Below are 22,388 nucleotides of genomic sequence, written 5' to 3'. Positions count from 1 at the left end.
GTGAGGTGGAAGGCAGGTCAGCGTTTATCTTTACCCGCTAGCATCAGGGCGAAGAGCTCTGCCTGAAAGCGGGCATCATCCAATGCGTTATGGTTCGGCTCGCTGAGTGGCTTCAGCGCAGCGGTCATTTTGGATGATTTTGTTTCCTGCCAGCTGCAACCTAAAGCGCCCATAAAGTAGGCCTTCATGTCGATGGCGGTAAAACCAAAGGGGTTGGTTTCCAGGTATTTGTGGAAGTAGTAATTGACGAATGACCAGTCAAACGGCGCATTGAGTCCTACGAAAATGACCTTTTGCCCCGTTTGGCAGGACGATTTCAGCCACTGATCAAATGTCAGCATCGCCTGTTGCGGAGCGAGGCCATCACGCTCCAGATTCTCCAGAATCAGCCCCGATACTGCCAGCGCTTCGGGGTCGTGTTTCGGACTGTCAGGTCGTAGTTCAAGATAGATGGACGTTTCAGGTTGGGCTACAAGACAAGCTCCAATGGAAAGCAGACTGTATTCGCCTGGTATAGGTCCAGACGTCTCGACATCGACGGAAACATAAAGCTCATCAGGGTGCATGTCATATCCTTTCGTGTAGTTACCTGATCACGCTCAGGCTTAGCCATGTGAAGGTGGAAAGGCAGGTATAGCCGTTGACCCATTTTTTGCCCTTTCACTCGTTATCCGGCGTTCGAGCAGCGGCAGTGCCTGTCTGTCAGCGGTTGCCCATTCCTTTGGTCAGCTCTGCGCCCAGGCATAATGATGTGTGTCATTCTGATGGCGGATGAGGGCCGGACGATCATGAGTGAAACCGAGCGTTGGATAGTCAAGTGCCAAAAAACTGAGGACGGTACTGGCGACATCATCATCGATCTGCCTCAAGAGTTGCTTGACCAAATGAGGTTAGGTGTTGGGGACGACCTGGAGCTAACCGTAGCGAATGGCACACTAGTGCTTACGCCCGTGCACAACGCAACATCATTGCGGCCCATGGTTTCTGGCGTCCTGCGTCAGGATGTCTATCATGCTTACCGCATGCGTCTGGAGAGGCTTCTTCATATCTCTGTCAATGCCTCGGATCTGGACATTCACGACATGATAGTAGCTGGCTTCTCGGTCAGCCTGATCAAAATGCTTTGTGATGATGGAACCTTAAGCGACGAAGAGCGCGACAGAATCATTCAACCCAAAACGCTAAAAACAAAACTGTCAGCCAATCAGCTCTTAACCCTGCCTGAGAGCGATCGCCTTTTCCGGTTTGTACATATTACCGCCATGGCCGAGGTGATCTTCGGTGACAAAGTTAAGGCCAAACAATGGCTTTCCAAACCCAAAGCCCGCTTTTTGGGAGAAAGCCCATCGTCGATGGTTGCTACAACCTTTGGCACACATCTAGTCGAAGAAATGCTGATTCAAGTGTCGGAGGGCATGTCATTTTGATTCAGCCGCAGCCAAACGGCGTCTACCGCTCCTTGAGTAACATGGATTTCAGGCGCCTATACCGGCGTCGCCTTGCCGATACGGCATCCACGGGCATCCATTGAAGCACTAGGTTTCACTCACATCGGCACGTACCGTTGAGAAAGATACACGCACGGCAATGGCATAGCTGGGTACTGGCGCAAACCACTTTATCGGGTGGCAGCTCGATAGAAATCATCCCGTTCAGTGAGATGAAGGGAGAAGACGAAACAGCCATGAGGTCACCCTGCTGCTATCCGTCGGCATCGGAACCTGGTGATCCGCTAGCAGCTAAGCTGAGTGATGCTTCTCGTTCGAATCGGTTTTTTTAATCGGCAGGAGGTAGTCATGAATTTGGCAGATTATATTTCAGTGCTTTCTGATGGTGAGAAAATAGACGGATGCCAACTCACCACACCAGATGCTGTAGCGCTCGCCCGCCTGCATTTCCCTTCCCGTGCCTATTGTCTTGTTGCTGATTGGGCAATATTGGATCTCGACGTCACAACAAGTCAGCTGAAAGCCATTAAGGACAGGGAGCTAATTCCTGCTCTCGTTTACGCTTCGACCGTTATCCAAGATAGTAAAGGTCGCTTCGCACCTGGTGATTGGGTCAAAACAACACTGGGTGTTTCTTTCACCCACAACTGCCTGTTTCCAACAAAAAACACAGTTTATGTGCTGATGGGGGCCGGTCGAAGGTTGCGTACAGATTTAGACATCGCACTGAGCCTGTGCTGAAAAACTCACTCCCACACAGGTGAGTGGCAAGTCGCGCTCGCATAGCGTTTCGGCATGAATGAACGCCGTCGCTGTTGTGTCAATCTATGTTGTTACCAATCGAGCATCGTATTTGAAATGTGACGCGTCTGTGTCAGTCTATGTTGCTGTTGTATGGACCCCGGATCATCCTACAGGCCCCGGTTTACTTGAGGGGCTGTGTCAAACTATGTTGTTGGTAACCAGCTTCCTCAATCGCAGCCTCGGCTGCGATTGTCGTATCCGCCGCCGAGGAATCCCATGGACCGCTTTCAGGAAATGCAGATTTTCGTTGTCGTCGCCCAGGAGCAAGGCTTTTCGGCGGCGTCGCGGCGTCTGGGTTTGTCGGCGGCGAGCGTCACCCGGGCGGTGGCGGCGCTGGAGCAGCATATCGGTACGCAGTTGCTGGTGCGTACCACGCGCACTGTGCATCTGACTGAAGCCGGGCAACGTTACTGCGATGACTGCCGGCGGATTCTCGCCGAAGTGCAGGAGGCCGAGGATTCGGCGGCAGGCAGCCATGCCTTGCCGCGCGGGCAGTTGACGATCACTGCGCCGGTGCTGTTTGGCGATCTGTTCGTCACTCCGGTCATGGCCGATTACCTCTGTCGCTACCCTGATGTGTCGATCAATGCGCTGTTGCTGGACCGGGTCGTCAACATGGTCGAGGAGGGCATTGATGTCGCGGTGCGCATCGGTGAGCTGCCGGACAGCAATCAGCATGCGATTCGCGTCGGGGAAGTGCGGCGGGTAATCTGCGCTTCGCCGGGGTTTCTGGCTGAACATGGCCGCCCGGAGCATCCGCAGGCCTTGGCCGGGCTGCCGGTGGTGGCGACGTCGGCGATCGGTCAGCAACGCAACTGGCCGTTTCTCGACGGCGGTGAAGCACTCAGTGTGCGCACCGAACCGCGCCTGACCGTCACGGCCAATCAGTCGGCGATCACCGCCGCGCGAAAAGGCCTGGGCCTGACGCGAGTGCTGTCCTATCAAGTAGCGGACAAGGTCGCAGCGGGCGAGCTGGAAATCGTCCTCGCCAAGTTTGAATTGCCGCCGTTGCCGATTCATGTGGTGTATCAGGGCGGGCGCAAGGCGCCGGCGCGGATCCGCAGTTTTGTCGACTTCGCCGTGAAGGCGCTGCGCGAGCATCCGGCCTTGAACGCAGCGGCGTTATTGCACGAGATGAAATAATCGATTGCAGTGGGTGGTTATTCTGTTGTTCCGGCAACCCATGGATGATGACTCCATCGGCGCGCTCATCCCCGTAGCGACGTCACTTTCCAGCGGAGTCGACCATGCAAGCGATCAAACTCTACAACTTTCCCCGTTCCGGTCACGCGCACCGCGTCGAGTTGATGCTGTCGCTGCTGCAACTGCCGACCGAGCTGATCTTCGTCGATCTGGCCAAAGGTGAGCACAAGCAGCCGCAGTACCTGGCGATCAACAGCTTTGGCCAAGTGCCAGCGATTGATGACAACGGCGTGGTGCTGGCCGATTCCAACGCGATTCTGGTTTATCTGGCGCAGAAATACGGCAACGGACGCTGGCTGCCGGCCGACCCGGTGGGCGCAGCGCATGTGCAGCGCTGGCTGTCGGCAGCGGCGGGACCGATTGCCTTTGGCCCGGCGGCGGCACGCCTGATCACGGTGTTTGGTGCGCAACTGAATGCCGAGGAAGTCATTGGCCGTGCGCACAACCTGCTCAAGGTCATGGAGCTGGAGTTGGGCAAAACAGCGTATCTGGCGGGCGAAGAGCCGACCATCGCTGACGTGTCTGCCTACAGCTACGTTGCTCACGCGCCGGAGGGCAATGTCTCGCTGGATGACTACGCCAATGTTCGCGCCTGGCTGGCACGGATCGAAGCGTTGCCGGGTTTTGTCGCGATGCCGCGTACGGTGGCAGGGTTGCAGAAAACCGCGTGATCTCCACTCAAGCGTAGGACAGAGCCTTTTCAGCCAGCAGTTCCTGATACAGCTCTGTCCACTTGCGACCCATCTCATCGGCGGTGAACAACTGCCGATAGCGCGCTTCCGCTTTGACCCCCATCTCGGCAGCACGCTCAGGGTTTTCCCAAAGCGTACGCATGGCTTCACGAAAGGCCTGTGGATTGCTCGGTGGCACCACCAGTCCGGTTTCGTTGTGGATATTGATGAAACTGGTGCCGGTGCCGATTTCGCTGGAGATCATCGGTTTGCCGTACATCGCGCCTTCGAGCAGCGAAATCCCGAAAGCCTCGGAGCGCAGGTGCGAAGGAAATACGATCGCGTAACTCAATTGCAGCAACGCCACTTTGTCCTCGTCACTCAGTCGGCCGAGAAAGTGAATATTGCGCAGGCCCAGCGCGGCGGCCTGTGCATGCAGTTCCTGCTCCAGCGGACCGGCACCGACGATCACCACGGGATAATCGATGTCTTTGAGCGCATCGAGCAGGATGTGCAGCCCCTTGTAATAACGCATCACCCCGACGAACAGAAAGAACTTATCCCCAAGCTGTTGGCGCCAGCGGTTCATGCGTTCGGTATCAGGCTGTGGATAACCTGCTTTATTCAGGCCGTAGGGGATAACGCGGGTCTTGTCCTGAAACTGCTGCAGCACATCGCTGGTGTGCAGATAGTTCGGGGATGCAGCAACGATGCGGTCGGCGCTGGCGAGGAAGCGATTCATCAGTGGCCGATAGAGCTTGAGCAGATGCTTCTGGCGAATGATGTCCGAGTGGTAGGTGACCACGCTCGGCTTGTTCACGGCGCTGGCGAAATGCACCAGGTCCATGAATGGCCAAGGGAAGTGATAGTTGATCACGTCGGCTTCGGCGGCCAGCTCACGGAACTGCTTGAACACGCTCCAGGAAAAACCGGTCGAGGCGAACTGAATATCCAGCTTCGCCCGATGTACTTCGTGCTGGCCCAGTTGCACCACGGGCGGTGTCGGATTGGTGCTGAGGGTCAGCACTTGCCCATCAATGCCATGCTGGGCGCCGCTTTCGCACAACTGAAAGATGACTTGTTCGATGCCGCCGACCGAATCGGGCAGGTACGTCTTGAAGAAATGAAGAACGCGCATTCAACCTCCCATGGCCTGGCGATAGGCACCGGCCGTAGCCTGTGCACAACGTTGCCAGGAAAAAAGCCGCGCCTGCTGCAATCCTGCTTCGCGGCAGGCCTGCCAATGCTGCGAGTCGTCAAGCAGACGGCTCATTGCATCGCGCAGGCCCTCGGCATCGTCCGCTTCAATATAGTTGCCAGCCGCACCGGCCACTTCCGGCATCGCCGAAGAACGGGTGGTCACCACCGGCGTGCCACTGGCCATGGCTTCCAGCACCGGCAAGCCAAAGCCTTCATACAATGATGGAAATATCAGCGCCCGGGCGCCGGCCAGCAGTTGCGCCAATTGCTCATCGGGCAGATAGCCGAGCAGGCACACGTGGCCGCTGGCCAATGCCTGGCGCAGTGGCTCGTTGAACTGCTCGCGCTGCCAACCGGCCATGCCCGCAATCAACAAGGGAAAGCGCTGGCGCACAGCGTCTGGCAGCAGGGCGTGGGCCTGCAACGCCAGGCTCAGGTTCTTGCGTGGCTCGAGGGTGCCGACACAGAGGAAATATTCCCGTGCCTGGACGGCGTGAGCCTTGAGCACACTGTCGATTTCCTCAAGTGGCCGAGGACGGAAGCGTTCGGCCACACCCAACGGCGCCACCACGAATCGCTGTGCAGGGAGATTGAAGTAGGCCTGCGCCTCGTCAGCGATCGCCTGCGAATCGGTCAGAATGACCCGCGCCTGCTCCACGCCGGCGGCCAGACGACGTTCGATTTCCCTCAAACGTGCTGGTGGCTGGGTTTCTGGAAAATGCAGGTGCGTCAGATCATGCAGGGTGATCACGGTCGGGCCGTCGAAGGCCAGCGGCCACAGGCTCGGCTCGTGATAAAGATCGAGCCCTTGTGCACGCCCTTGATCAAAACGTTTCTGCTCCAGCCAGCGGCGTGCCTGATAAGCCCCGGGAATTTGCCGCAGCAATGGCGTCATGCGCGAGTAGCCGGGCATGGCTGCGGCCGGCAGGGCCGAACTCCAGCCCCATCCGTGAAACAGGCTTACGTCCACATCGGGTTCGCTGCGCAACGCGTTGACCAGTTCGGCGACGTAGTGGCCAATGCCGGTGCGCGGTGCTTGCAGGATGCGGGCGTTAAGAGCAATGCGCATGCGGCCTCGCTTGCACGCGCGGGGCCTGCTGAACATGGGCAAGGCTGCGTGTCGCCAGCTGCTCACTGGCCTCGCGCCAGCCGATCCAGCGCCAGTCAGCGACGTCGCGGGCGGCGGGAAACTGTCCGCTGCGCTGATAGGTTTCGATCAGATCGGCAAGGCTTTGTGGATCCAGCAGATCGAAATACGCCATGAACTCGCCACCGATTTCGCGGAATACCGCGATGTCGCTACCCATCGCTGGCAAACCGCGCTGCATGGCTTCCACCAGCGGCAGGCCGAAGCCTTCGACGAACGAGGGGAAGACCAGCGCACTGGCCTGCGCGTATGCGTATTCAAGGCTGGTGTCGCTCAGGTCATTGAACATGAACAGGCGCCGATTCAGTTCCGGATGATTGCGGATTCGCTCGAGCAGCGCGTCGCATTTCCAGCCGATACGCCCGGCGATGCACAAGCGTGCCGTCGAGCCGGCAGCCCAGGCGCGTTCGAAGGCGTCGAGCAGGTACCCATGGTTCTTGCGCGGCTCGATGGTGCTGACTATCAGAAATACCGGGCCGGATGCAGCGAACAGATCCTCGAGGCGTGGTTCGATCGTTGCCGCGCCGTGATGCAGGTCGAGCTCGGACCCCAGATAAAAGTAATCGAACCAGCGGTTTTCAGTCTGCTCGGCACCGATTCTGCGTTGCAATTCACCACGCACCTGATCACGCACCGTGGCGGAAATTGCCATGTAGCCGTCGGCCGTGCGGGTAATCCAGTCGAACCACTCATTGAAAACTTCGACCAGACGCGTGTCGTAAAACTGCGGATGCGTCAGCGGAATCAGGTCGTAGATCACCGCGATCATGCCGACGCCGTCGCGTTTGAGCTGCTCGACATGGGCGAAAAAGTCCGAGTGCCAGGATGAATCCAGCAGCACCAGTTGATCGCCCTGATGGTGTTGAAGCGGCGAGCAACGTTGAAGCAGCTGCCTGCGGTTGATCCGTCTGACGAGCCGAATCGGCAGGCCGAGCACGGCAAACTGGGTCAACCGATAGCTGACATAAAGGAGCCGCCGCGCCAGTTTCGAAGTGCATAGCGCATCGCGGCGCTGATGCCACTGCCAGAAACGATGGGCGAGGCGCTCCAGGCGTTCACCGAAGGTTTCGAGGCTGTTCCAGAACGGTGTATCGAGAGGCGCCAGTTGCAGCACCCGGTAGAGCTGGCGATTGATCACCACCACCGGCATGCACTCAACGCCGTCAGCGCTGGCGGGCAGCTGCTTGATGACGTTGCGCACCACGCGCTGAATCCCCGAATTGACCTTGGGGTGTTTGAATACGTGAGTGCATTCAACCAAGAGGCGGGTCATGGCGCACGCTCGACAGGCCGGGCCTCGGTTTCACGGGTAATGGTGGTTTTTGCGTCGAGCCAGGCACAACCGACGAAATCCTCCCGTGGGTTGTTGATCACGTGGAACACCAGTGCGTAGTCACGCCACTCGAAATTGCGATCCAGGTGCGAGTCCAGACGCGACAGGCTAAGGGACACCGAATAGTTGCCTTTGCCCAGGCCCATGATGAAGGCGAAGCGATAGGTGAAGCGTTCACCGGCGCGCAGATCGGTCAATGCCTTGTTCAGCCGGTGGGTGTTGATGCCGTACATCATCTGGCCCAGTCGATCCTTGAGGATAAAACCCAGCACCAGCCGTTCGATGTCCTCGCGTACCTCGACCTGCACTTCGAGCACCACCGGTTGGCCGACTTCGACAGCGTCAATGCTGCGCTGGTTTTCATCGAGCAGGCGTACGCCGAGAATCGCCGCCTCGCCGGTGCCGGAAACCGTTTGCACCTCGCCGCCGGCGAGCGTTTCCTGGCGTACGACCTGACCCTCCCGTTCGGCCATCAGCGCATTGTAATAATCCAGAACCGGCTCCGGTTTGCCGCGCATGGCCACGCGCCCGTCCTTGAGCAGGATCGCCGAGTCGCAAATCGACTGAATCGCGAAACGATCATGGGACACGATCAATAACGTCGTGCCGGATTTACGAAAGCTGCGGATGCGTTCGAAGCTCTTGTGCTGAAAATAGGCGTCGCCCACCGACAGCGCTTCGTCGACGATCAGGATGTCCGGGCGCCGAGCCGTGGCGACGCTGAACGCTAAACGCATCTGCATGCCGCTGGAGTAAGTCCGCACCGGGTGATCGATGGCTTCGCCGATTTCGGCAAAACGCTCGATATCGGGCATCAGGGCCTGGATTTCTTCAAGCTGCATGCCCAACAACTGACCGGCCATGATTGCGTTCTGCCGACCGGTAAAGTCCGGATGGAAACCCATGCCCAGCTCCAGCAGGGCTGCGACGCGCCCTTGCAATTCAATCTTGCCTTGGGTGGGTTGAGTGGTGCCGGTGATCATTTTCAGCAAGGTGCTTTTGCCTGCACCGTTGGCGCCGACGATACCCACCGCTTCACCCGGAGCAATCTCGAATTCGACATCTTGCAGCACCCAATGCTGTTGATGGCGGATCGGCGAAAACGGAATCAGCCACTCAGCCAGGCGCGCCCAGCGGTTGGGGTATTGCTTATAGGCCTTGCCCAGGCCGGTGACGCGAATATGTCCCATCAGAGTTCATCCACCATTTCGCCGACGCGCTGGCGAAACAGTCGCAGACCGATCAGACAGAACACCATGCCGGTAATGAAAACCGGCAGCAGCGAACTCCATACCGGCCACTGACCGTAGAGAAACAGGTTCTGATAACTGCTGAACAGGTTGGTCAGCGGGTTGAGTTGCAGCAGGCGCTGCACCCATTCCGGCAGGATCGTGATCGGGTAGACGATCGGTGTCAGCCAGAACCAGAACTGCAGGCAGATGCCGAACAGCTGGCCGACATCGCGAAAGAATACGTTCAATACGCCAAGGACCATGCCCAGCCCGGCGCAGAACATCATTTGCACAGCAATCAGCGGAATCAGCGCCAGCAGAGCCATCCCCGGCCAGCGCCCGGTGACCAGCAGAAACCCGAGAAACAGGCTGATGATGATGGCGAAATTGATCCCGGCGTTGATTAGCACGATCACCGGCAGGCAGATCCTCGGGAAGCTGATTTTCTTCAGCAGGTTGGCGTTTTCCAGAAACATGTTCTGGCTGCGCAGGGTGATTTCGGAAAACAGTCCCCAGGCCAGCAGACCAGCGCACAGGTAGACGCTGTAGGCCATGCTGTCGTCCACACCGGGCAGGCGCGCGCGCATGATCTGGGAAAAGATCACCGTGTAGACGATGATCATCGACAGCGGATTGAAGATCGGCCATAGCGCGCCGAACAGCGAGTTGCGATAACGCGCTTGAAACTCGCGCTGCACGCTGCCGAGGATGAACCCACGGTAGCTGTACAGCGAGCGGTACAGGGAAAGCAGCATTCAGACCGTCCTGCCGTATTGATCTTCGAAGCGAACGATATCGTCCTCGCCCAGGTACTCGCCGCTTTGCACTTCAATGATGACCAGATCGATCACTCCGGGGTTCTCCAGGCGATGCTTGTGGCCGGCAGCAATGAACGTCGATTCGTTCTTGGCGACGAGGGTCGTGCCGGAACCGTTGTTGGTGACCTTGGCCATGCCTTCGACCACTACCCAGTGTTCGTTGCGATGATGGTGCATCTGCAACGACAACTTGCCACCGGGTTTGACCACGATGCGCTTGATCTTGAAACGCGGGCCTTCCTCCAGAACGGTGTAGGTGCCCCACGGACGGCTGACCGTACGATGCAGGCGATAGGCTTCGTGGGACTTGTCCTTGAGTTGCTTGGCCACGCGGCGTACATCCTGCGCACGATCGGCATGGGCCACCAGCACCGCGTCGGCGGTGTCGACGATGATCAGGTTATCCACACCGACGGTTGCCACCAGCCGGCCTTCGCTCTGCACGAAGTTGTTGTGGCTGTCGATGAAGATCGCTTCGCCGCTGGCGCGGTTGTTGTCGGCGTCGGCGGGAATCAGCGCGGCGACCGCGTTCCACGAACCGATGTCGCTCCAGTCGAAACCGGCAGGTACCACCACGACTTTTTCCGAGCGCTCCATCAGTGCGTAGTCAATGGAGATGTCAGTAATTTCGGCAAACAGCGTCGGTGACAGCTCCTGTTGCAGGCAGCCGACCGTTTCGACCGGTGCACTGGCGGCCATGCAGGCGCGGGTCTGTTCCAGCAACTCGGGTGCGTGCAGTTGCAGTTCGGCAATGAGCGTCGCGGTGGTGAAGCAGAACATCCCCGAATTCCACAGGAAGTTGCCGCTCTCCAGGTAATGCGTGGCGGTCTGCAAGTCGGGTTTCTCGACGAAACGCTGCACCTTGGCCGCGCCTCTGGCGTCCAGCGGCGCACCGGTCTCGATGTAGCCGAAGCCGGTTTCCGGCGCGGTCGGAACTACGCCGAAGGTCACCAGATAACCGTCCTTCGCCAGATTCACTGCGTGCTCGACCGCACTCTTCAAGGCGTCCTGATTGACGATCAGATGATCCGCCGGCATCACCACCATGATTGCGTCGTCGCCGTGCAGCGCCTGCAATGACAGTGCTGCCGCTGCGATCGCCGGTGCGGTGCTGCGCCCGCTCGGCTCCAGCAGAAAGTGCCCGCGATGGCGCGACACATGCGCCGCGCAGTAGTGATCCTTGCTCTGGAAGTAATACTCGCGGTTGGTCACGGTGACGATGTCGCCCCAGCCGTCCAGCAACGCCGCCGCGCGCTGGTAGGTCTTGCCCAGCAGCGACTGGCCGTCGGGCAGGGTCATGAACGGCTTGGGGTGGCCCTCGCGGGACACCGGCCACAAACGGGTGCCGGCACCGCCGGACAGAATCACCGGAATCAGCATGGCCTACTCCTTGGCGACGCGTTTCATGTCCGCATCCATCATCATGCGGATCAAGGTATCCAGGTCGGTTTTCGGTTTCCAGCCCAGCACACGCTGGGCCTTGGCCGGGTTGCCGAGCAGCACTTCGACTTCGGCCGGGCGGAAGAACGCCGGGTCGATCTTCACGTAATCGCGGTAGTTAAGGCCGACGTGATCGAAGGCAATGCGGCACATCTCGCGCACGGTGGTGGTGACGCCCGTGGCGACCACGAAGTCGTCGGGTTTGTCCTGCTGCAGCATCAGCCACATGGCTTCGACGTAATCGCCGGCAAAGCCCCAATCGCGTTTCGCGTCGATGTTGCCCAGCGCCAGGTCCTGCTGTTTGCCCTGCTTGATGCGCGCGGCGGCGTCAGTGACTTTGCGGGTGACGAATTCGATGCCGCGCAGCGGTGATTCATGGTTGAAGAGGATGCCGCTGCTGGCGTGCAGGTTGAAGCTTTCGCGGTAGTTGACGGTAATCCAGTGTCCGTAGAGCTTGGCCACGCCGTAAGGGCTGCGCGGGTAGAACGGGGTGTTCTCGTCCTGTTGCTCAGCCTGGATCAGGCCGAACATTTCGCTGGTCGAGGCCTGATAAAAACGCGTGTGCGGACTGAACTGGCGGATCGCTTCGAGCAGGTGTGTCACGCCCAGCCCATCGACGATGCCGGTGGTCACCGGTTGATCCCACGAGGCGGCGACAAAACTCTGTGCGGCGAGGTTGTAGACCTCGTCCGGTGCCGATTTGATTACCGCACGCTGCACCGAGCAGGCGTCAGCCATGTCGCCGTCGAGGTAGACGATATCGGCTTCGATACCCGTCTCGCGCAGGCGCCAGCGTGAATCGCTGCTGCGCCGGGCGACGAGGCCGTGAACCTTGTAACCCTTGTCCAGCAGCAGTTTGGCCAGATAGGCGCCGTCCTGGCCCGTGATCCCGGTAATCAGTGCACTTTTTGTCATTGTTGTCGTACTCGCATCTCCCAGTCGGACAGGATCGCCCGCAGGGATTGTTGTGTGGTGGTGGCTGGCGCCCATCCTGTGGCGCTGGCCAGTTTTGCGTGACTGCCGCAGACGCGGCGCTGGTCGGCGCGCCGCATGCGCGCCGGATCCGCCACCAGTTCTACGTCGACTTCGGCCAGATCGGCCAATTGCTCGATCAGGCTGCGAATGCTTTGCTCGCGGCCCGAGCAGATGTTGTAGACCTGCCCCGGTGCGCCGTTTTCCAGCAGGGCGAAATACGCTGCGATCACGTCGCCGACATCAAGAAAATCCCGCGTAACGTCGATATCGCCGACTTGCAATTGCGGCGCTTGCAGACCCTCTCTGATACGGCAGATCTGCCGGGCTGCGCTGGCGATGACGAAGCTGTCTTTCTGCGCGGTGCCGATGTGGTTGAACGGACGCGCCACCAGCACCGGCCAGCCTTCACTCAGGCCCCATTGCAAACTGAGGAACTCCGCTGAAAGTTTGCTCACCGCGTAAGGATTGCGCGGCAGCGGCGGTTGTTGCTCGGTGATTGGCAGATGCTCTTCGGCGACTTGCCCGTAAACGTCGCCGGAGCTGACGTACAGGAAAGTGCCGGAAAAGCCGCGAGCCTTGAGCGCCTGCAGCAGGTTGAGAGTGCCGAAAAGATTGATATCGAAGGTGCGGGCCGGGTCACGAAAGGCTTCCGGCACGAAGGTCTGGCCGGCCAGATGAATGACTGCATCCGGCATCTCGGGCCAAAGGTCGATGAGGCTGTCGGCGTTCGTAAGGTCGTAGGCCGATGCGGCAGGCAGCAGCGCCCACGACGATCCCGGCGAAGCCAGACGAGACTGAATGTGTTGTCCCACGAAGCCGCTGAGGCCCGTGACGAACAGACGTTTTTTCAAACAGCGACCCCTTGGTCATGACTCGCGCCGCTTTCCTTACACGCTTTGAGGAAAGCCCTGTCAGACCGGAGGAAATATCCGGTGAAACAGCAGGCGAAGCCGTTGTTGTAGTTGTTTGGTTGCCAATCTGTGCCAATTGCTCGGCAATTTCAACCGGGCAAACCGTGACTGGTCAGTTCTCGTCAGCATAGTCCGATTTATTCTCGCCCGGCGGTTCCCGGACTCGCGATGGATGTGTTTAGAATGGCCTTCGTCGCGAGTTGGCCGGTTGTTTTCCGGACGCCGCGACGCGGGGTGAAACTGACCACTAAAACAAGAACAGAGACGTGCCCGATGATGACGGACGAGTGCCGGCCCTGCCGACCCGCTCCGCCGCGCGGCCGTCATAGCATGAAGTCGCCGGGATGGTGCTTCATCGTGGGATGCCATGAATTTCATTCTCTACTCGGACGTCAACGACAGCTCCATCAGTGCCAGTCTCGGGCGTCCGGAATACAGCTATTACTTTGTCCTCAAAGCCTATCGCCCGGTGCTGGAAAGCCTGGGGCGCGTGCACGTGGCCGGATCTGTCGCCGACGTCGATGTGATTTACCGGCAATTGCTCGCCGCTGGCGAAGACAGTGTGTTCCTGTCCTTCACCCCGCCGCAGAAAACTCCGGTTGATCTGCAATGCCCGACGATTTGCGTGGTGGCCTGGGAGTTCGATTCGATCCCCGATGAACAGTGGGACGACGATCCGCGTCAGGACTGGACACGCATGCTCGCGCGCCACGGTCGGGTCATCACCCTGTCGAGCCACACGGCAACGGCCATCCGCCGCGCCATGGGCGAAGCGTTCCCGGTGCTGGTTTTGCCGACGCCGTTGTGGGACAGCTTCGCAACGATTCGTCAGCAACACCAACCGATGCCGGTCAACCCGGGCACTGCACTGGCAATCAAGGGGTGCATATTCGATTCGCGCACCCTCGGCCTGTCAGCCGATGCGCTGATCCCGACGCCAATCAGCCCTGAAGAGCAGGCTGCACTGGCCGCAGCAATTGAAGCCGCGCGGCCGCCACCGTTGACGTTCAAACGCCGACTGGTCATTGCTCGACATTATCTGCGCTTGTGGGTGCTGGATCTGGGACACGAGCAGGCGGAGCCGGTGCCGCGGGTGAAATTTCTGCACAACTGGTACTGGGAAGGCATTCGCGATCTGCTGCCGGACGCTCTGCATGGCTGGCTGCAACAGCGTTGGCCTGAGGTGTGCGGCGCTGCGCCGGTGCCCGTGATCGAACCGGCGCCGCTCGATCTGCCGGACACCTCATCGGTGGTCGAAACCACTGTCGAGGGTGTGGTGTACGTCTCGGTATTCAACCCCAAGGATGGCCGCAAGAACTGGCATCGACTGATCAGCGCATTCTGCTGGGCGTTCCGCGAAACGCCCGACGCGACGCTGGTGCTCAAGATTACCCAGAATGATCTGGCGTCCTATTACAGCGAATTGATGACCCTGCTGGCGCAACTCACGCCGTTCGCCTGTCGGGTCGTGGTGATGCACGGTTACCTCGACGACGCGCAGTACGCCAGGCTTTATCAGGCGGCCAGTTTCTACGTCAACGCGTCACGCTGCGAAGGGTTGTGCCTGCCCCTGATGGAGTTCATGTCCAGCGGCAAACCGGTGATAGCCCCCGATCACACGGCGATGAAGGACTACATCGATGACTCGGTGGCGTTCGTGGTCAAGTCCAGTCAAGAGCTGACGATCTGGCCGCAGGACACGCGGATCATCTACCGCACGCTGCGGCACCGCCCCGACTGGGGCTCGCTGAAAAACGCCTACGAAAACAGCTATCGAATGGCCAAGGCTCAGCCGCAGGAATATCAGCGGATGTCTGCCGCCGCCGTCGCGCGCATGCAGCAATACTGCGCCTTCGCGCCGGTGCGCAAACGCCTCGCGGAGTTCTTTGCGCTGACAGCAGGCCCCACCGATGCTGCGCCTGTGACGGATAACGCCTCATGCTGATCATCATTCATTCGGAAACCAACCGGCACACCATCGCGCAGAACCTCGGACGTTCGGAGTACAGCTATTACTTCGTGCTCAAGGAATATCGTCCGGTGCTAGAACGCATCGGTCGGGTGGTGGAAGTGGCCGATCCGCAGACAGAAGTCGATGCGCTGTATCTGGAATGCCTGAGCCGTGGCGAGCCTTGCGTGTTTCTGTCGTTCTCGCCGCCGCATCGCACCCCCGTACACCTGTCCTGTCCGACGCTGCCGGTGTTTGCGTGGGAGTTCAGCACGATCCCCAACGAAGCCTTTGCGGGCGAGCCGCGCAACGACTGGCGTAGCGTCTTGCATGCCTGCGGGGCGGCGATTACCCATTCCAGCTATACGGTCAACGCCGTGCACGAGGCGATGGGTGCCGAATACCCGATCGTCGCGGTGCCGGCGCCGGTCTGGGACCGTTTTGCTGCCCGTGGCGCGAAAATGCCCGAGCAAGCGCTGGCCGCCGCGTACAGCCTGACGATCAAAGGCCTGGTCGCGGACAGCCGCACCCTCAATCTGAACGCATTCGGGCCGGCGCACCTGCGCAGCGGCGACGGCATCGACTTCGCCGCGCCGGCCTCCGAACAGTCGCTGATGCTTGACGGTGTGGTTTACACCTCGGTGTTCAATCCCGGTGACGGGCGCAAGAACTGGGAAGACATGCTCAGTGCGTTCTGTGTGTGTTTCCGCGATGTCGAAGACGCGACGCTGGTGCTCAAGCTCACTCACCATGACGCCGAAGAAGCGCTCAGCGATATTCTTCATCACTTGTACAAAAACCAGTCTTATCGCTGCCGCATCGTTCTGATCTACGGCTACCTCGCCGATCCGGACTACGAGCAACTGGTGCAGGCCACGCGGTATGTGGTCAACACCTCGTACGGTGAAGGGCAGTGCCTGCCGCTGATGGAATTCATGTCCTGCGGCAAGCCGGCTGTGGCGCCGCGTACCACGGCGATGATCGATTACCTGGGCACCGCGAATGCCTTTCTCATCGAGTCCACGGATGAACTGACAGCCTGGCCCCACGACCCGCGCAAGGCCTTCCGAACCCTGCGCTACGTGACCAACTGGACCTCGTTGTGCGAAGCCTATCGGGCCAGTTACGACGTCGCGAAAACCCAGCCGCAGCGCTATGCCGATATGTCCGCGCAGGCAGTCGACAGTTTGCAGGCGTTCTGCAGCCAGGCTGTGGCTGAACAGCGTTTGCGAGGGTTTCTGACGCGGTTGTTCGAGCATCGTGCGCCTGCCTTGGAAGCCCCCCAGGCATGAACGGCAAGCGCATCATGGACGTTGAAGTCCTGCGTGCGGTCGCGGTGCTCGCGGTGTTGTTCCACCATCTGGCGGACAATCTTTTCACCGACCCGGTGCCGTCGCTGGCCCGGATCCACGAATGGGCGCAGACGTGGTGGGGCGTTGACCTGTTTTTTGCGATCTCCGGTTTTGTCATCGCCCGGAGCTTGATCCCGGTGCTGCAAGGCTGCACGACGGGCCAGGAGCGCTGGCGACAGGTCCGCCATTTCTGGCTGCGCCGGGCTTTTCGGTTGTTGCCTTCAGCTTGGCTGTGGCTTGCGCTGATCCTGCTGGCCTGTATGTTTTTCAATCGATCCGGTGCGTTCGGCACGCTATCCGCCAATCTTCAGGCGACCCTGGCCGGGGTGCTGCAATACGCCAATTTCCGCTTCGCCGACAGCTTCTTCCAATACGAATATGGCAGCAGTTTCGTTTACTGGAGCCTGGCGCTGGAGGAGCAGTTCTACCTGCTTTTTCCGTTGCTGATCCTGTTGTTTCGCCGACACCTGGTCTGGGCATTGCTGGCGCTGGTCGCGGTGCAGATTCTGACCGTACGCACGCCGTTGCTGATGGTAGTGCGCACCGACGCGCTGGCCCTTGGCGTACTGTTGGCGATGTGGAGTGCGCAGCCGGGTTATCAGCGCTGGCAGCCCTCGTTCTTGCGCCAACCATGGCTTGGCATTTCAGCCTTGATTGTCATTGCAGTGCTGTTGAGCTTCATGGCGACCGACCGTTTTACCTTGGCCAGCTTCCGAATCGGTTCGATCGCCGTGCTCAGTGCGCTGCTGGTCTGGACCGCCTCGTACAACCGCAACTACCTGATGCCTGCCGGACGCTTGCAGCGGTTGCTGGCATGGATCGGCAGCCGTTCCTACGGCATCTACCTGATCCACATCCCCGCCTATCTGCTGCTGCGTGAGCTGATCTTTCGCTTGCAGAGCAGCGGTCTGCCGAGCCCGGCCGGACATCCCATCCTTACGGTGCTGATTGCCTTTGGCCTGATCGCGCTGCTCAGCGAATTCAACTATCGCTTGATCGAAATGCCGATGCGCAATCGCGGTGCTGCGCTGGTCAAGCGCCTCGGCACCTCCCGAACTGCAGTTACCTCACCCGGAGCCACCTCATGCTGAGCTTTTTGAAGAAACTCTCGGCGACAACGCCTGCGCAAACTTCGGCAGAACCGGTCGCTGCGGTTGCCGATAAAGTCGATCCGTACATGCTCGGCCTTTACGATGCGAAGCTCAGCGGCTGGTTCAACCAGGAGACTCACGAGCTGTACACGGGCTTCGCTGTGAGCGCCGACGACACGTTGCTTGATGTCGGTTGCGGTGATGGCGGCAACGTGCACTTCTGCGCTATGCGTGGGGCGAAGATCATTCTTGCCGATATCGATGCAGCCAAGGTCGAAGCCACGCGCCAGCGTCTGAGCGACACCCCGGCCCGGGACATCGAATGCCACGTTACCGACTGCAACCCGCTACGGATTGCCGAGGCAACGGCAACGCGTGTGGTCTGCACTGAAGTTATCGAACACGTTGACGATCCCGCGCAGTTTCTTGCCGAACTGGTGCGTGTCGGCAAGCCGGGCGCGTTGTATCTGCTGAGCGTGCCGCATCCCAGCTCCGAGGACCTGCAAAAGGACATCGCCGCGCCGGAGTATTTCCAGAAACCCAATCACATACGCATCATCAGCGAAGACCAGTTCAAGGCCATGGTCAGCGACGCCGGGCTGGAGATCATCAGCCACAGCCAATATGGCTTCTACTGGTCGATGTGGATGATGTTGTTCTGGGAGGCCAAGGTCGAGTTCAGCAATCCCGATCACCCGATGCTCGAGCACTGGGCCAACACGTGGCAAGCGGTGCTGGATTCCCCGCGCGGTGCACAGATCAAGCAGGCGCTGGATGCGGTGGTGGCCAAGAGTCAGGTGATTATCGCGCGCAAACCCTGATCGTCTGCGCAGGGTTTTGTGTAACCTTGCAGCCCTGTGGCTTCAGGGATTTTCAAGGTATGCGGTTTATTGCGGGTCTGATCCTTAGCGTCTTGCTGGCAGGTTGCGAGCAACACGCCGCACCGGCCCTCGACCAGCAGCTCTACGTCTGGCAACGCCAATGGACACCTGCGCATGAGCCGGCATTGCGCGACAGTCGCCATGATTTCTCCACCCTGCGCGTGCTGGCGTTGCAGGCCTTTCCCGGCGAGCGGTGGAGCAGGGCGCGGGTTAATCCGGCGTTGTTGAAAGCTGATGGTCGCGCTCTGATCGCAGTGATTCGCCTCGATGGCCAGTTGCAGTCGCTGGACCAGCAGCAGGTCACCGCGCAGATTCTGCAAGTCGTCGCCGATTGGCAAGCGCAAGGCCTCACGCTGAACGGTATCGAAATCGACCACGATGCCGGCAATGCACGGCTGCCCGTGTACGCTGAATTCCTCAAACACTTGCGTGCGGTCTTGCCGCCATCGTTGCCTTTGAGCATCACCGCGCTACCGGCCTGGCTCGATAGCGCGCAGTTGCCGGCGCTGTTGCGAAGCGTCGACAGCAGCGTGCTGCAAGTCCACGCCGTGAGCGATCCGCGACTGGGTCTGTTCGATCCCGAGCAGGCGTTGAGATGGGCCAAGGCCTGGGCACATGTCAGCGACAAACCCTTCTATCTGGCGCTGCCGGCCTACGGCGTTGCGCTGTTGAGCGATGACGGTGGCGCGCCGGTAGTGGAAAGCGAAGTGCAACTGGAGCGCGGCGGGCAGCGCCGGGAGTTGCTCGCCGATCCGCAGCAACTCAGCCAATTGGCCAAGACCTTGCGCGAGGATCCGCCCGAGCATCTGGCCGGGCTGATCTGGTTTCGCCTGCCGCTGGCCAACGATCGTCGCGCCTGGAGCCTGACTACTTTGCGCGCCGTGGCGCGTGGCAATGTGCTGAACAGTCAGTTGCGCCTGTCATTCAAAGAGCAGGGCGGACTCTATGACATCCAGCTCGATAACCGCGGCAATCTCGACAGCCCGTGGCCCGCGCAAATCACCCTAAAGGCGCGGGGTTGTGCAGGCGCCGATGCGCTCACCGGTTACTCGTTGCAACAAAGTGCCAATCTGCTTACCTTCACCCGCCTGCGTGACGGCCGCTTGCCGGCGGGCGGACAGCGCGCTGTCGGTTGGGCGCGTTGTGCACATATTGATCAAGGAGGTTCGCATGTTGACCCGTAACTGGCCCCGCCATCTGCTTTGCCTGAGCCTCAGTCTGCCGCTGGGGTCGGCGCTGGCCTGCGGCCCGGACTTCCCGATGCGCCTGCTCGACAACCGCGCGCAGACCCTCGCCGATCTGCCCGAAGGCAGTTTCAGCTTCGAAGTCAGTCGCCTCGGTAAAACCATTGCCGGGCTGAAAAATGTCACAGCGGCGACCCACAACCCCAACGATTATGCCGAAGACAACGCGTCAGAACTGGCGCGCGAACAGGCTGAGCAGGTGGGCCTGAGCGTCGAGCAATACGCTGTGGTCAAGCGCCTGCGCGGGCTCAGCGATGCACGTCAGGCCGAGGAGCAGGGCGCCAGTCTGCCGGCGGAAATCCGGTTGTATGTCGCCGGCGCGGTGGCCTTTGCCACCGGCGACCATCAATTGGCCACGGAGTATTTCAACAAAGTGCTGGCGCTGCCGGCAGACCAGCGTCCGTTGCGCAGCACCTGGGCGGCGTATTCCCTCGGGCGTATCGCCTTCGCCATGAGCAACGAGGCGCACGATCGCATCGAAGCGCTGGAAGAAGCGCGCGATGCCTTCCGCCAGGCCCGGCAACTGAGCATCGACGGCTTCAGCGATCCGTTGGAACTGGGCGTTGCCAGCCTTGGTGAGGAGGCGCGTGTGTTGCGCAGCGCGGGCGACTGGAGCGGCGCCATCGAACTGTACGAAGCACAGAACCTGCACGGTTCGGCCGTCGGTTACACCTCGCTCAAGCAACTGATGAACGAACTGGCCGAATTGCCGGAATCTCAGTTGGCCAAACTGCTCCAGCAGCCAGCAGTGCAGCAACTGGTCACGGCGTCGCTGGTCAGCCGTCAGGGCTGGTCTTTCGGTGAGCAGCCGCCGAATGAAAAGAAACTCGTCACACTCCTGCAAAACAGCACCCGTGGCAGCCTCGACAATGCCGATCGACTGGCGGCGATGAGTTATCAACAGGGCGACTACGCGTCTGCCAAGGCCTTTCTGGTAAACGCCGGCGACGGCGGGCTGGCCTGGTGGCTGCGGGCAAAACTGGCAGTGCGTGACGGCGACACGACTGCCGCTGCCGCCGCCTACGCCAAAGCCGCCCAGGCCTTTCCGCAGAATGAAGACTGGGGTTATCGCCGCACGCCGGACTGGGCGTTTGAAACGGTGCAGCCAAAATGCCGGGTCGAGGGCGAAAGCGCGATCCTGGCGCTGCAACGCGGCGAATACCTGCAAGCGTTCGTGCAGTTGTATCGCAGCAACAGCCTTTACTGGTTCGATGCCGCCACCGTTGCCGAGCGGGTGCTGACGGTCGATGAGCTCAAGCGGTACGTCGATGAGAACGTGCCGGCGCCGCCGCCATTGACGCAGCAGGAGCGCGACAACTATGTGCCGCTGCCGGTGGCCGCCAATCTGCGCAATCTGCTCGGTCGGCGCTTGCTGCGTGAGGGACGTTACGAGGAAGCGGTCGGTTATTTCGCCAGTGACGATCTGCAGCACAAGGCCCGGCTCTATGGCGAGCAACGGCTCAAGGCCGAGTCGGCGTGGTGGCCGAGCAAACGCGCCAGTGCGTTATACAACGCCGCATGGACGGCCCGGGAGTGGGGCATGGACATCCTCGGTTATGAGATGGCGCCTGATTACGCCACCTTCGGCGGCAATTACACGCTGGAGAGCACGAAGCTGGATGTCGGCCCGCTGATTTCCACGGCGGAAGTGCAGCGCCAGCAGGCCAGCGCCGCGCAACCGGATCAGCGTTATCACTATCGTTTTGTCGCCACGGCACTGGCCGGTCGCGCCGCCGATAACCTGCCGCACACCAGTCAGGCATTTGCCGCGGTGTTGTGCAACGCCGCCGGTTGGAACAGCAGCCTTGAAGACCAGAGTGCGCTGTATCAGCGCTACGTCAAGGAAGGCCCTTATGTGCCGTGGGCGCAAGACTTCGGCAATCAATGCCCGTATCCGGATTTTGAGAATGCCGACAAGCGCTACGTCACCCAAGTGACCGATGCCGTGCGTGGGACGCTGCGGCCGTACAAGTGGCCGGTGCAGATCGGCGCGGTGCTGCTGGTCGCTGTTGCTGCGTTAATGCTGATTACCCGTCGTCAGCGCAAGGTGCGCAAAGGCTAGGCCTGTTGAATGAAGCTCAGGCGTACGGCGAAGCCAATCAACAGACTGCCGAACAGCCATTGCTGAGCGCGCTGGGCGGTCGGACTGTGTTGCAGCCAACGGCCCAGTGCCGCGCCGGTCATGGCGAAAACACTGTCGAACAGCAGGCCGACGCTGACCAGCACCAGGCCGAGCATGGCGAACTGTGTCAGCACCGGCGCGCCGCCGCTGACGATAAACTGTGGCAACAGTACCGAGCAGAACAGCAACGCCTTGGGATTGAGCAGGTTGGTCAGCAAACCGCGACGGATCGCACCGCGCCACTGGTCGTGGGCAGGTGCCTGCTCTTGGGCTTGCAGGTTCGGCACCAGCGAGCTGCGAAAACACTGGATGCCGATCCACAACAAATAGGCCGCGCCAGCGATGCGCACCACGTCAAACGTCCACGGCGCCGTTTTGAACAGCGCCGCCAGCCCCAATGCCGCCAGTGCCACGTGGCAGCCGCGGGCGATGGCCAAACCCAACGCCGTGGCCAGCGCCGCAGCTCGACCTTGCCGCGCACCGGTTTGCAACAGCAGGATCATATCCGGTCCCGGCAGTAGCAGAACCACAGCCAGCGTCAGAACGAACAGCCACAGACTTGCCACAT

General features: G+C 60.2%; 20 protein-coding genes. 10 read left to right on the top strand and 10 right to left on the bottom strand.

Going from position 1 to position 22,388, the window contains the following annotated elements; all coding sequences use genetic code 11:
- Positions 1–17 precede the first annotated feature (17 nt).
- Positions 18–566 carry a 3'-5' exonuclease gene (locus ACYSTU_RS06915; protein ID WP_070411935.1) on the bottom strand — a complete coding sequence of 183 codons (549 nt, stop codon included), beginning with the start codon at positions 564–566 and terminating at the stop codon, positions 18–20.
- A 183-nt stretch (positions 567–749) separates the two neighbouring features.
- Here ACYSTU_RS06915 and ACYSTU_RS06910 point away from each other — a divergent pair, with 183 nt between their 5' ends.
- From ACYSTU_RS06910 to ACYSTU_RS06895, 4 genes are all read left to right on the top strand, one after another.
- Positions 750–1,427, top strand: a complete 678-nt coding sequence (locus ACYSTU_RS06910) for an antitoxin Xre/MbcA/ParS toxin-binding domain-containing protein (protein ID WP_236167829.1) — start codon at positions 750–752, stop codon at positions 1,425–1,427.
- Positions 1,428–1,796: 369 nt separating this feature from the next.
- Positions 1,797–2,189: a DUF6957 family protein gene (locus ACYSTU_RS06905; RefSeq protein ID WP_070411934.1), complete on the top strand. Its 393-nt coding sequence runs from the start codon at positions 1,797–1,799 to the stop codon at positions 2,187–2,189.
- Positions 2,190–2,468: 279 nt separating this feature from the next.
- On the top strand, positions 2,469–3,395 hold the full coding sequence (locus ACYSTU_RS06900) for a LysR family transcriptional regulator (protein WP_136493244.1): 927 nt from the start codon (positions 2,469–2,471) through the stop codon (positions 3,393–3,395).
- A gap of 104 nt (positions 3,396–3,499) precedes the next feature.
- A complete protein-coding gene (locus tag ACYSTU_RS06895) occupies positions 3,500–4,126 on the top strand; it encodes a glutathione S-transferase family protein (protein ID WP_016772412.1) in 627 nt (208 codons plus the stop codon).
- Between the two features lie 7 nt (positions 4,127–4,133).
- Here the strand turns inward: ACYSTU_RS06895 and ACYSTU_RS06890 are convergent, their stop codons facing one another.
- Genes ACYSTU_RS06890 through ACYSTU_RS06855 form a run of 8 tightly spaced genes read right to left on the bottom strand, consistent with a single transcriptional unit; the run spans position 4,134 to position 13,122 of the window.
- The gene (locus tag ACYSTU_RS06890) at positions 4,134–5,264 is read right to left on the bottom strand and encodes a glycosyltransferase family 4 protein (protein ID WP_280036297.1); all 1,131 of its coding nucleotides are present in this window, start codon (positions 5,262–5,264) and stop codon (positions 4,134–4,136) included.
- Positions 5,265–6,395, bottom strand: a complete 1,131-nt coding sequence (locus tag ACYSTU_RS06885) for a glycosyltransferase family 4 protein (protein ID WP_136493242.1) — start codon at positions 6,393–6,395, stop codon at positions 5,265–5,267.
- Entirely contained in the window at positions 6,379–7,746 is a 1,368-nt protein-coding gene (locus ACYSTU_RS06880; protein ID WP_498997009.1) for a glycosyltransferase family 4 protein, read from the bottom strand. The genes ACYSTU_RS06885 and ACYSTU_RS06880 overlap by 17 nt, the downstream gene beginning before the upstream one ends.
- On the bottom strand, positions 7,743–8,996 hold the full coding sequence (locus ACYSTU_RS06875; RefSeq protein ID WP_123441904.1) for an ABC transporter ATP-binding protein: 1,254 nt from the start codon (positions 8,994–8,996) through the stop codon (positions 7,743–7,745). Before ACYSTU_RS06875 ends, ACYSTU_RS06880 begins: the two co-directional genes overlap by 4 nt.
- The gene (locus ACYSTU_RS06870; protein WP_217879079.1) at positions 8,996–9,793 is read right to left on the bottom strand and encodes an ABC transporter permease; all 798 of its coding nucleotides are present in this window, start codon (positions 9,791–9,793) and stop codon (positions 8,996–8,998) included. The genes ACYSTU_RS06875 and ACYSTU_RS06870 overlap by 1 nt, the downstream gene beginning before the upstream one ends.
- Positions 9,794–11,236: a mannose-1-phosphate guanylyltransferase/mannose-6-phosphate isomerase gene (locus ACYSTU_RS06865; RefSeq protein WP_498997006.1), complete on the bottom strand. Its 1,443-nt coding sequence runs from the start codon at positions 11,234–11,236 to the stop codon at positions 9,794–9,796.
- Positions 11,237–11,239: 3 nt separating this feature from the next.
- On the bottom strand, positions 11,240–12,211 hold the full coding sequence (gmd, locus tag ACYSTU_RS06860; protein WP_016772418.1) for a GDP-mannose 4,6-dehydratase: 972 nt from the start codon (positions 12,209–12,211) through the stop codon (positions 11,240–11,242).
- The gene (locus tag ACYSTU_RS06855; RefSeq protein WP_217879077.1) at positions 12,208–13,122 is read right to left on the bottom strand and encodes a GDP-mannose 4,6-dehydratase; all 915 of its coding nucleotides are present in this window, start codon (positions 13,120–13,122) and stop codon (positions 12,208–12,210) included. The genes gmd and ACYSTU_RS06855 overlap by 4 nt, the downstream gene beginning before the upstream one ends.
- A gap of 427 nt (positions 13,123–13,549) precedes the next feature.
- Between ACYSTU_RS06855 and ACYSTU_RS06850 the strand changes: the two genes are divergently transcribed.
- From ACYSTU_RS06850 to ACYSTU_RS06825, 6 genes are read left to right on the top strand one after another with little or no spacing between them, the layout of a single operon-like run.
- Entirely contained in the window at positions 13,550–15,127 is a 1,578-nt protein-coding gene (locus ACYSTU_RS06850) for a glycosyltransferase (RefSeq protein ID WP_217879076.1), read from the top strand.
- Positions 15,121–16,422, top strand: a complete 1,302-nt coding sequence (locus ACYSTU_RS06845) for a glycosyltransferase (RefSeq protein WP_136493237.1) — start codon at positions 15,121–15,123, stop codon at positions 16,420–16,422. Before ACYSTU_RS06850 ends, ACYSTU_RS06845 begins: the two co-directional genes overlap by 7 nt.
- The gene (locus ACYSTU_RS06840) at positions 16,419–17,573 is read left to right on the top strand and encodes an acyltransferase family protein (RefSeq protein WP_498996995.1); all 1,155 of its coding nucleotides are present in this window, start codon (positions 16,419–16,421) and stop codon (positions 17,571–17,573) included. Before ACYSTU_RS06845 ends, ACYSTU_RS06840 begins: the two co-directional genes overlap by 4 nt.
- A complete protein-coding gene (locus ACYSTU_RS06835) occupies positions 17,567–18,394 on the top strand; it encodes a class I SAM-dependent methyltransferase (RefSeq protein ID WP_123441898.1) in 828 nt (275 codons plus the stop codon). The genes ACYSTU_RS06840 and ACYSTU_RS06835 overlap by 7 nt, the downstream gene beginning before the upstream one ends.
- 59 nt (positions 18,395–18,453) lie before the next feature.
- Entirely contained in the window at positions 18,454–19,638 is a 1,185-nt protein-coding gene (locus tag ACYSTU_RS06830) for a DUF3142 domain-containing protein (RefSeq protein ID WP_498996991.1), read from the top strand.
- The gene (locus tag ACYSTU_RS06825; RefSeq protein ID WP_498996989.1) at positions 19,625–21,760 is read left to right on the top strand and encodes a hypothetical protein; all 2,136 of its coding nucleotides are present in this window, start codon (positions 19,625–19,627) and stop codon (positions 21,758–21,760) included. The genes ACYSTU_RS06830 and ACYSTU_RS06825 overlap by 14 nt, the downstream gene beginning before the upstream one ends.
- On the opposite strand, the gene ACYSTU_RS06820 is transcribed toward ACYSTU_RS06825, so the two are convergent.
- Positions 21,757–22,386, bottom strand: a complete 630-nt coding sequence (locus ACYSTU_RS06820; protein WP_498996986.1) for a LysE family translocator — start codon at positions 22,384–22,386, stop codon at positions 21,757–21,759. The genes ACYSTU_RS06825 and ACYSTU_RS06820 overlap by 4 nt on opposite strands.
- Positions 22,387–22,388 lie beyond the last annotated feature (2 nt).

This window comes from Pseudomonas glycinis (assembly GCF_054871425.1).
The sequence above is the reverse complement of the archived record's forward strand: the minus strand, read 5'-3'. Positions and strand labels throughout refer to the sequence as shown.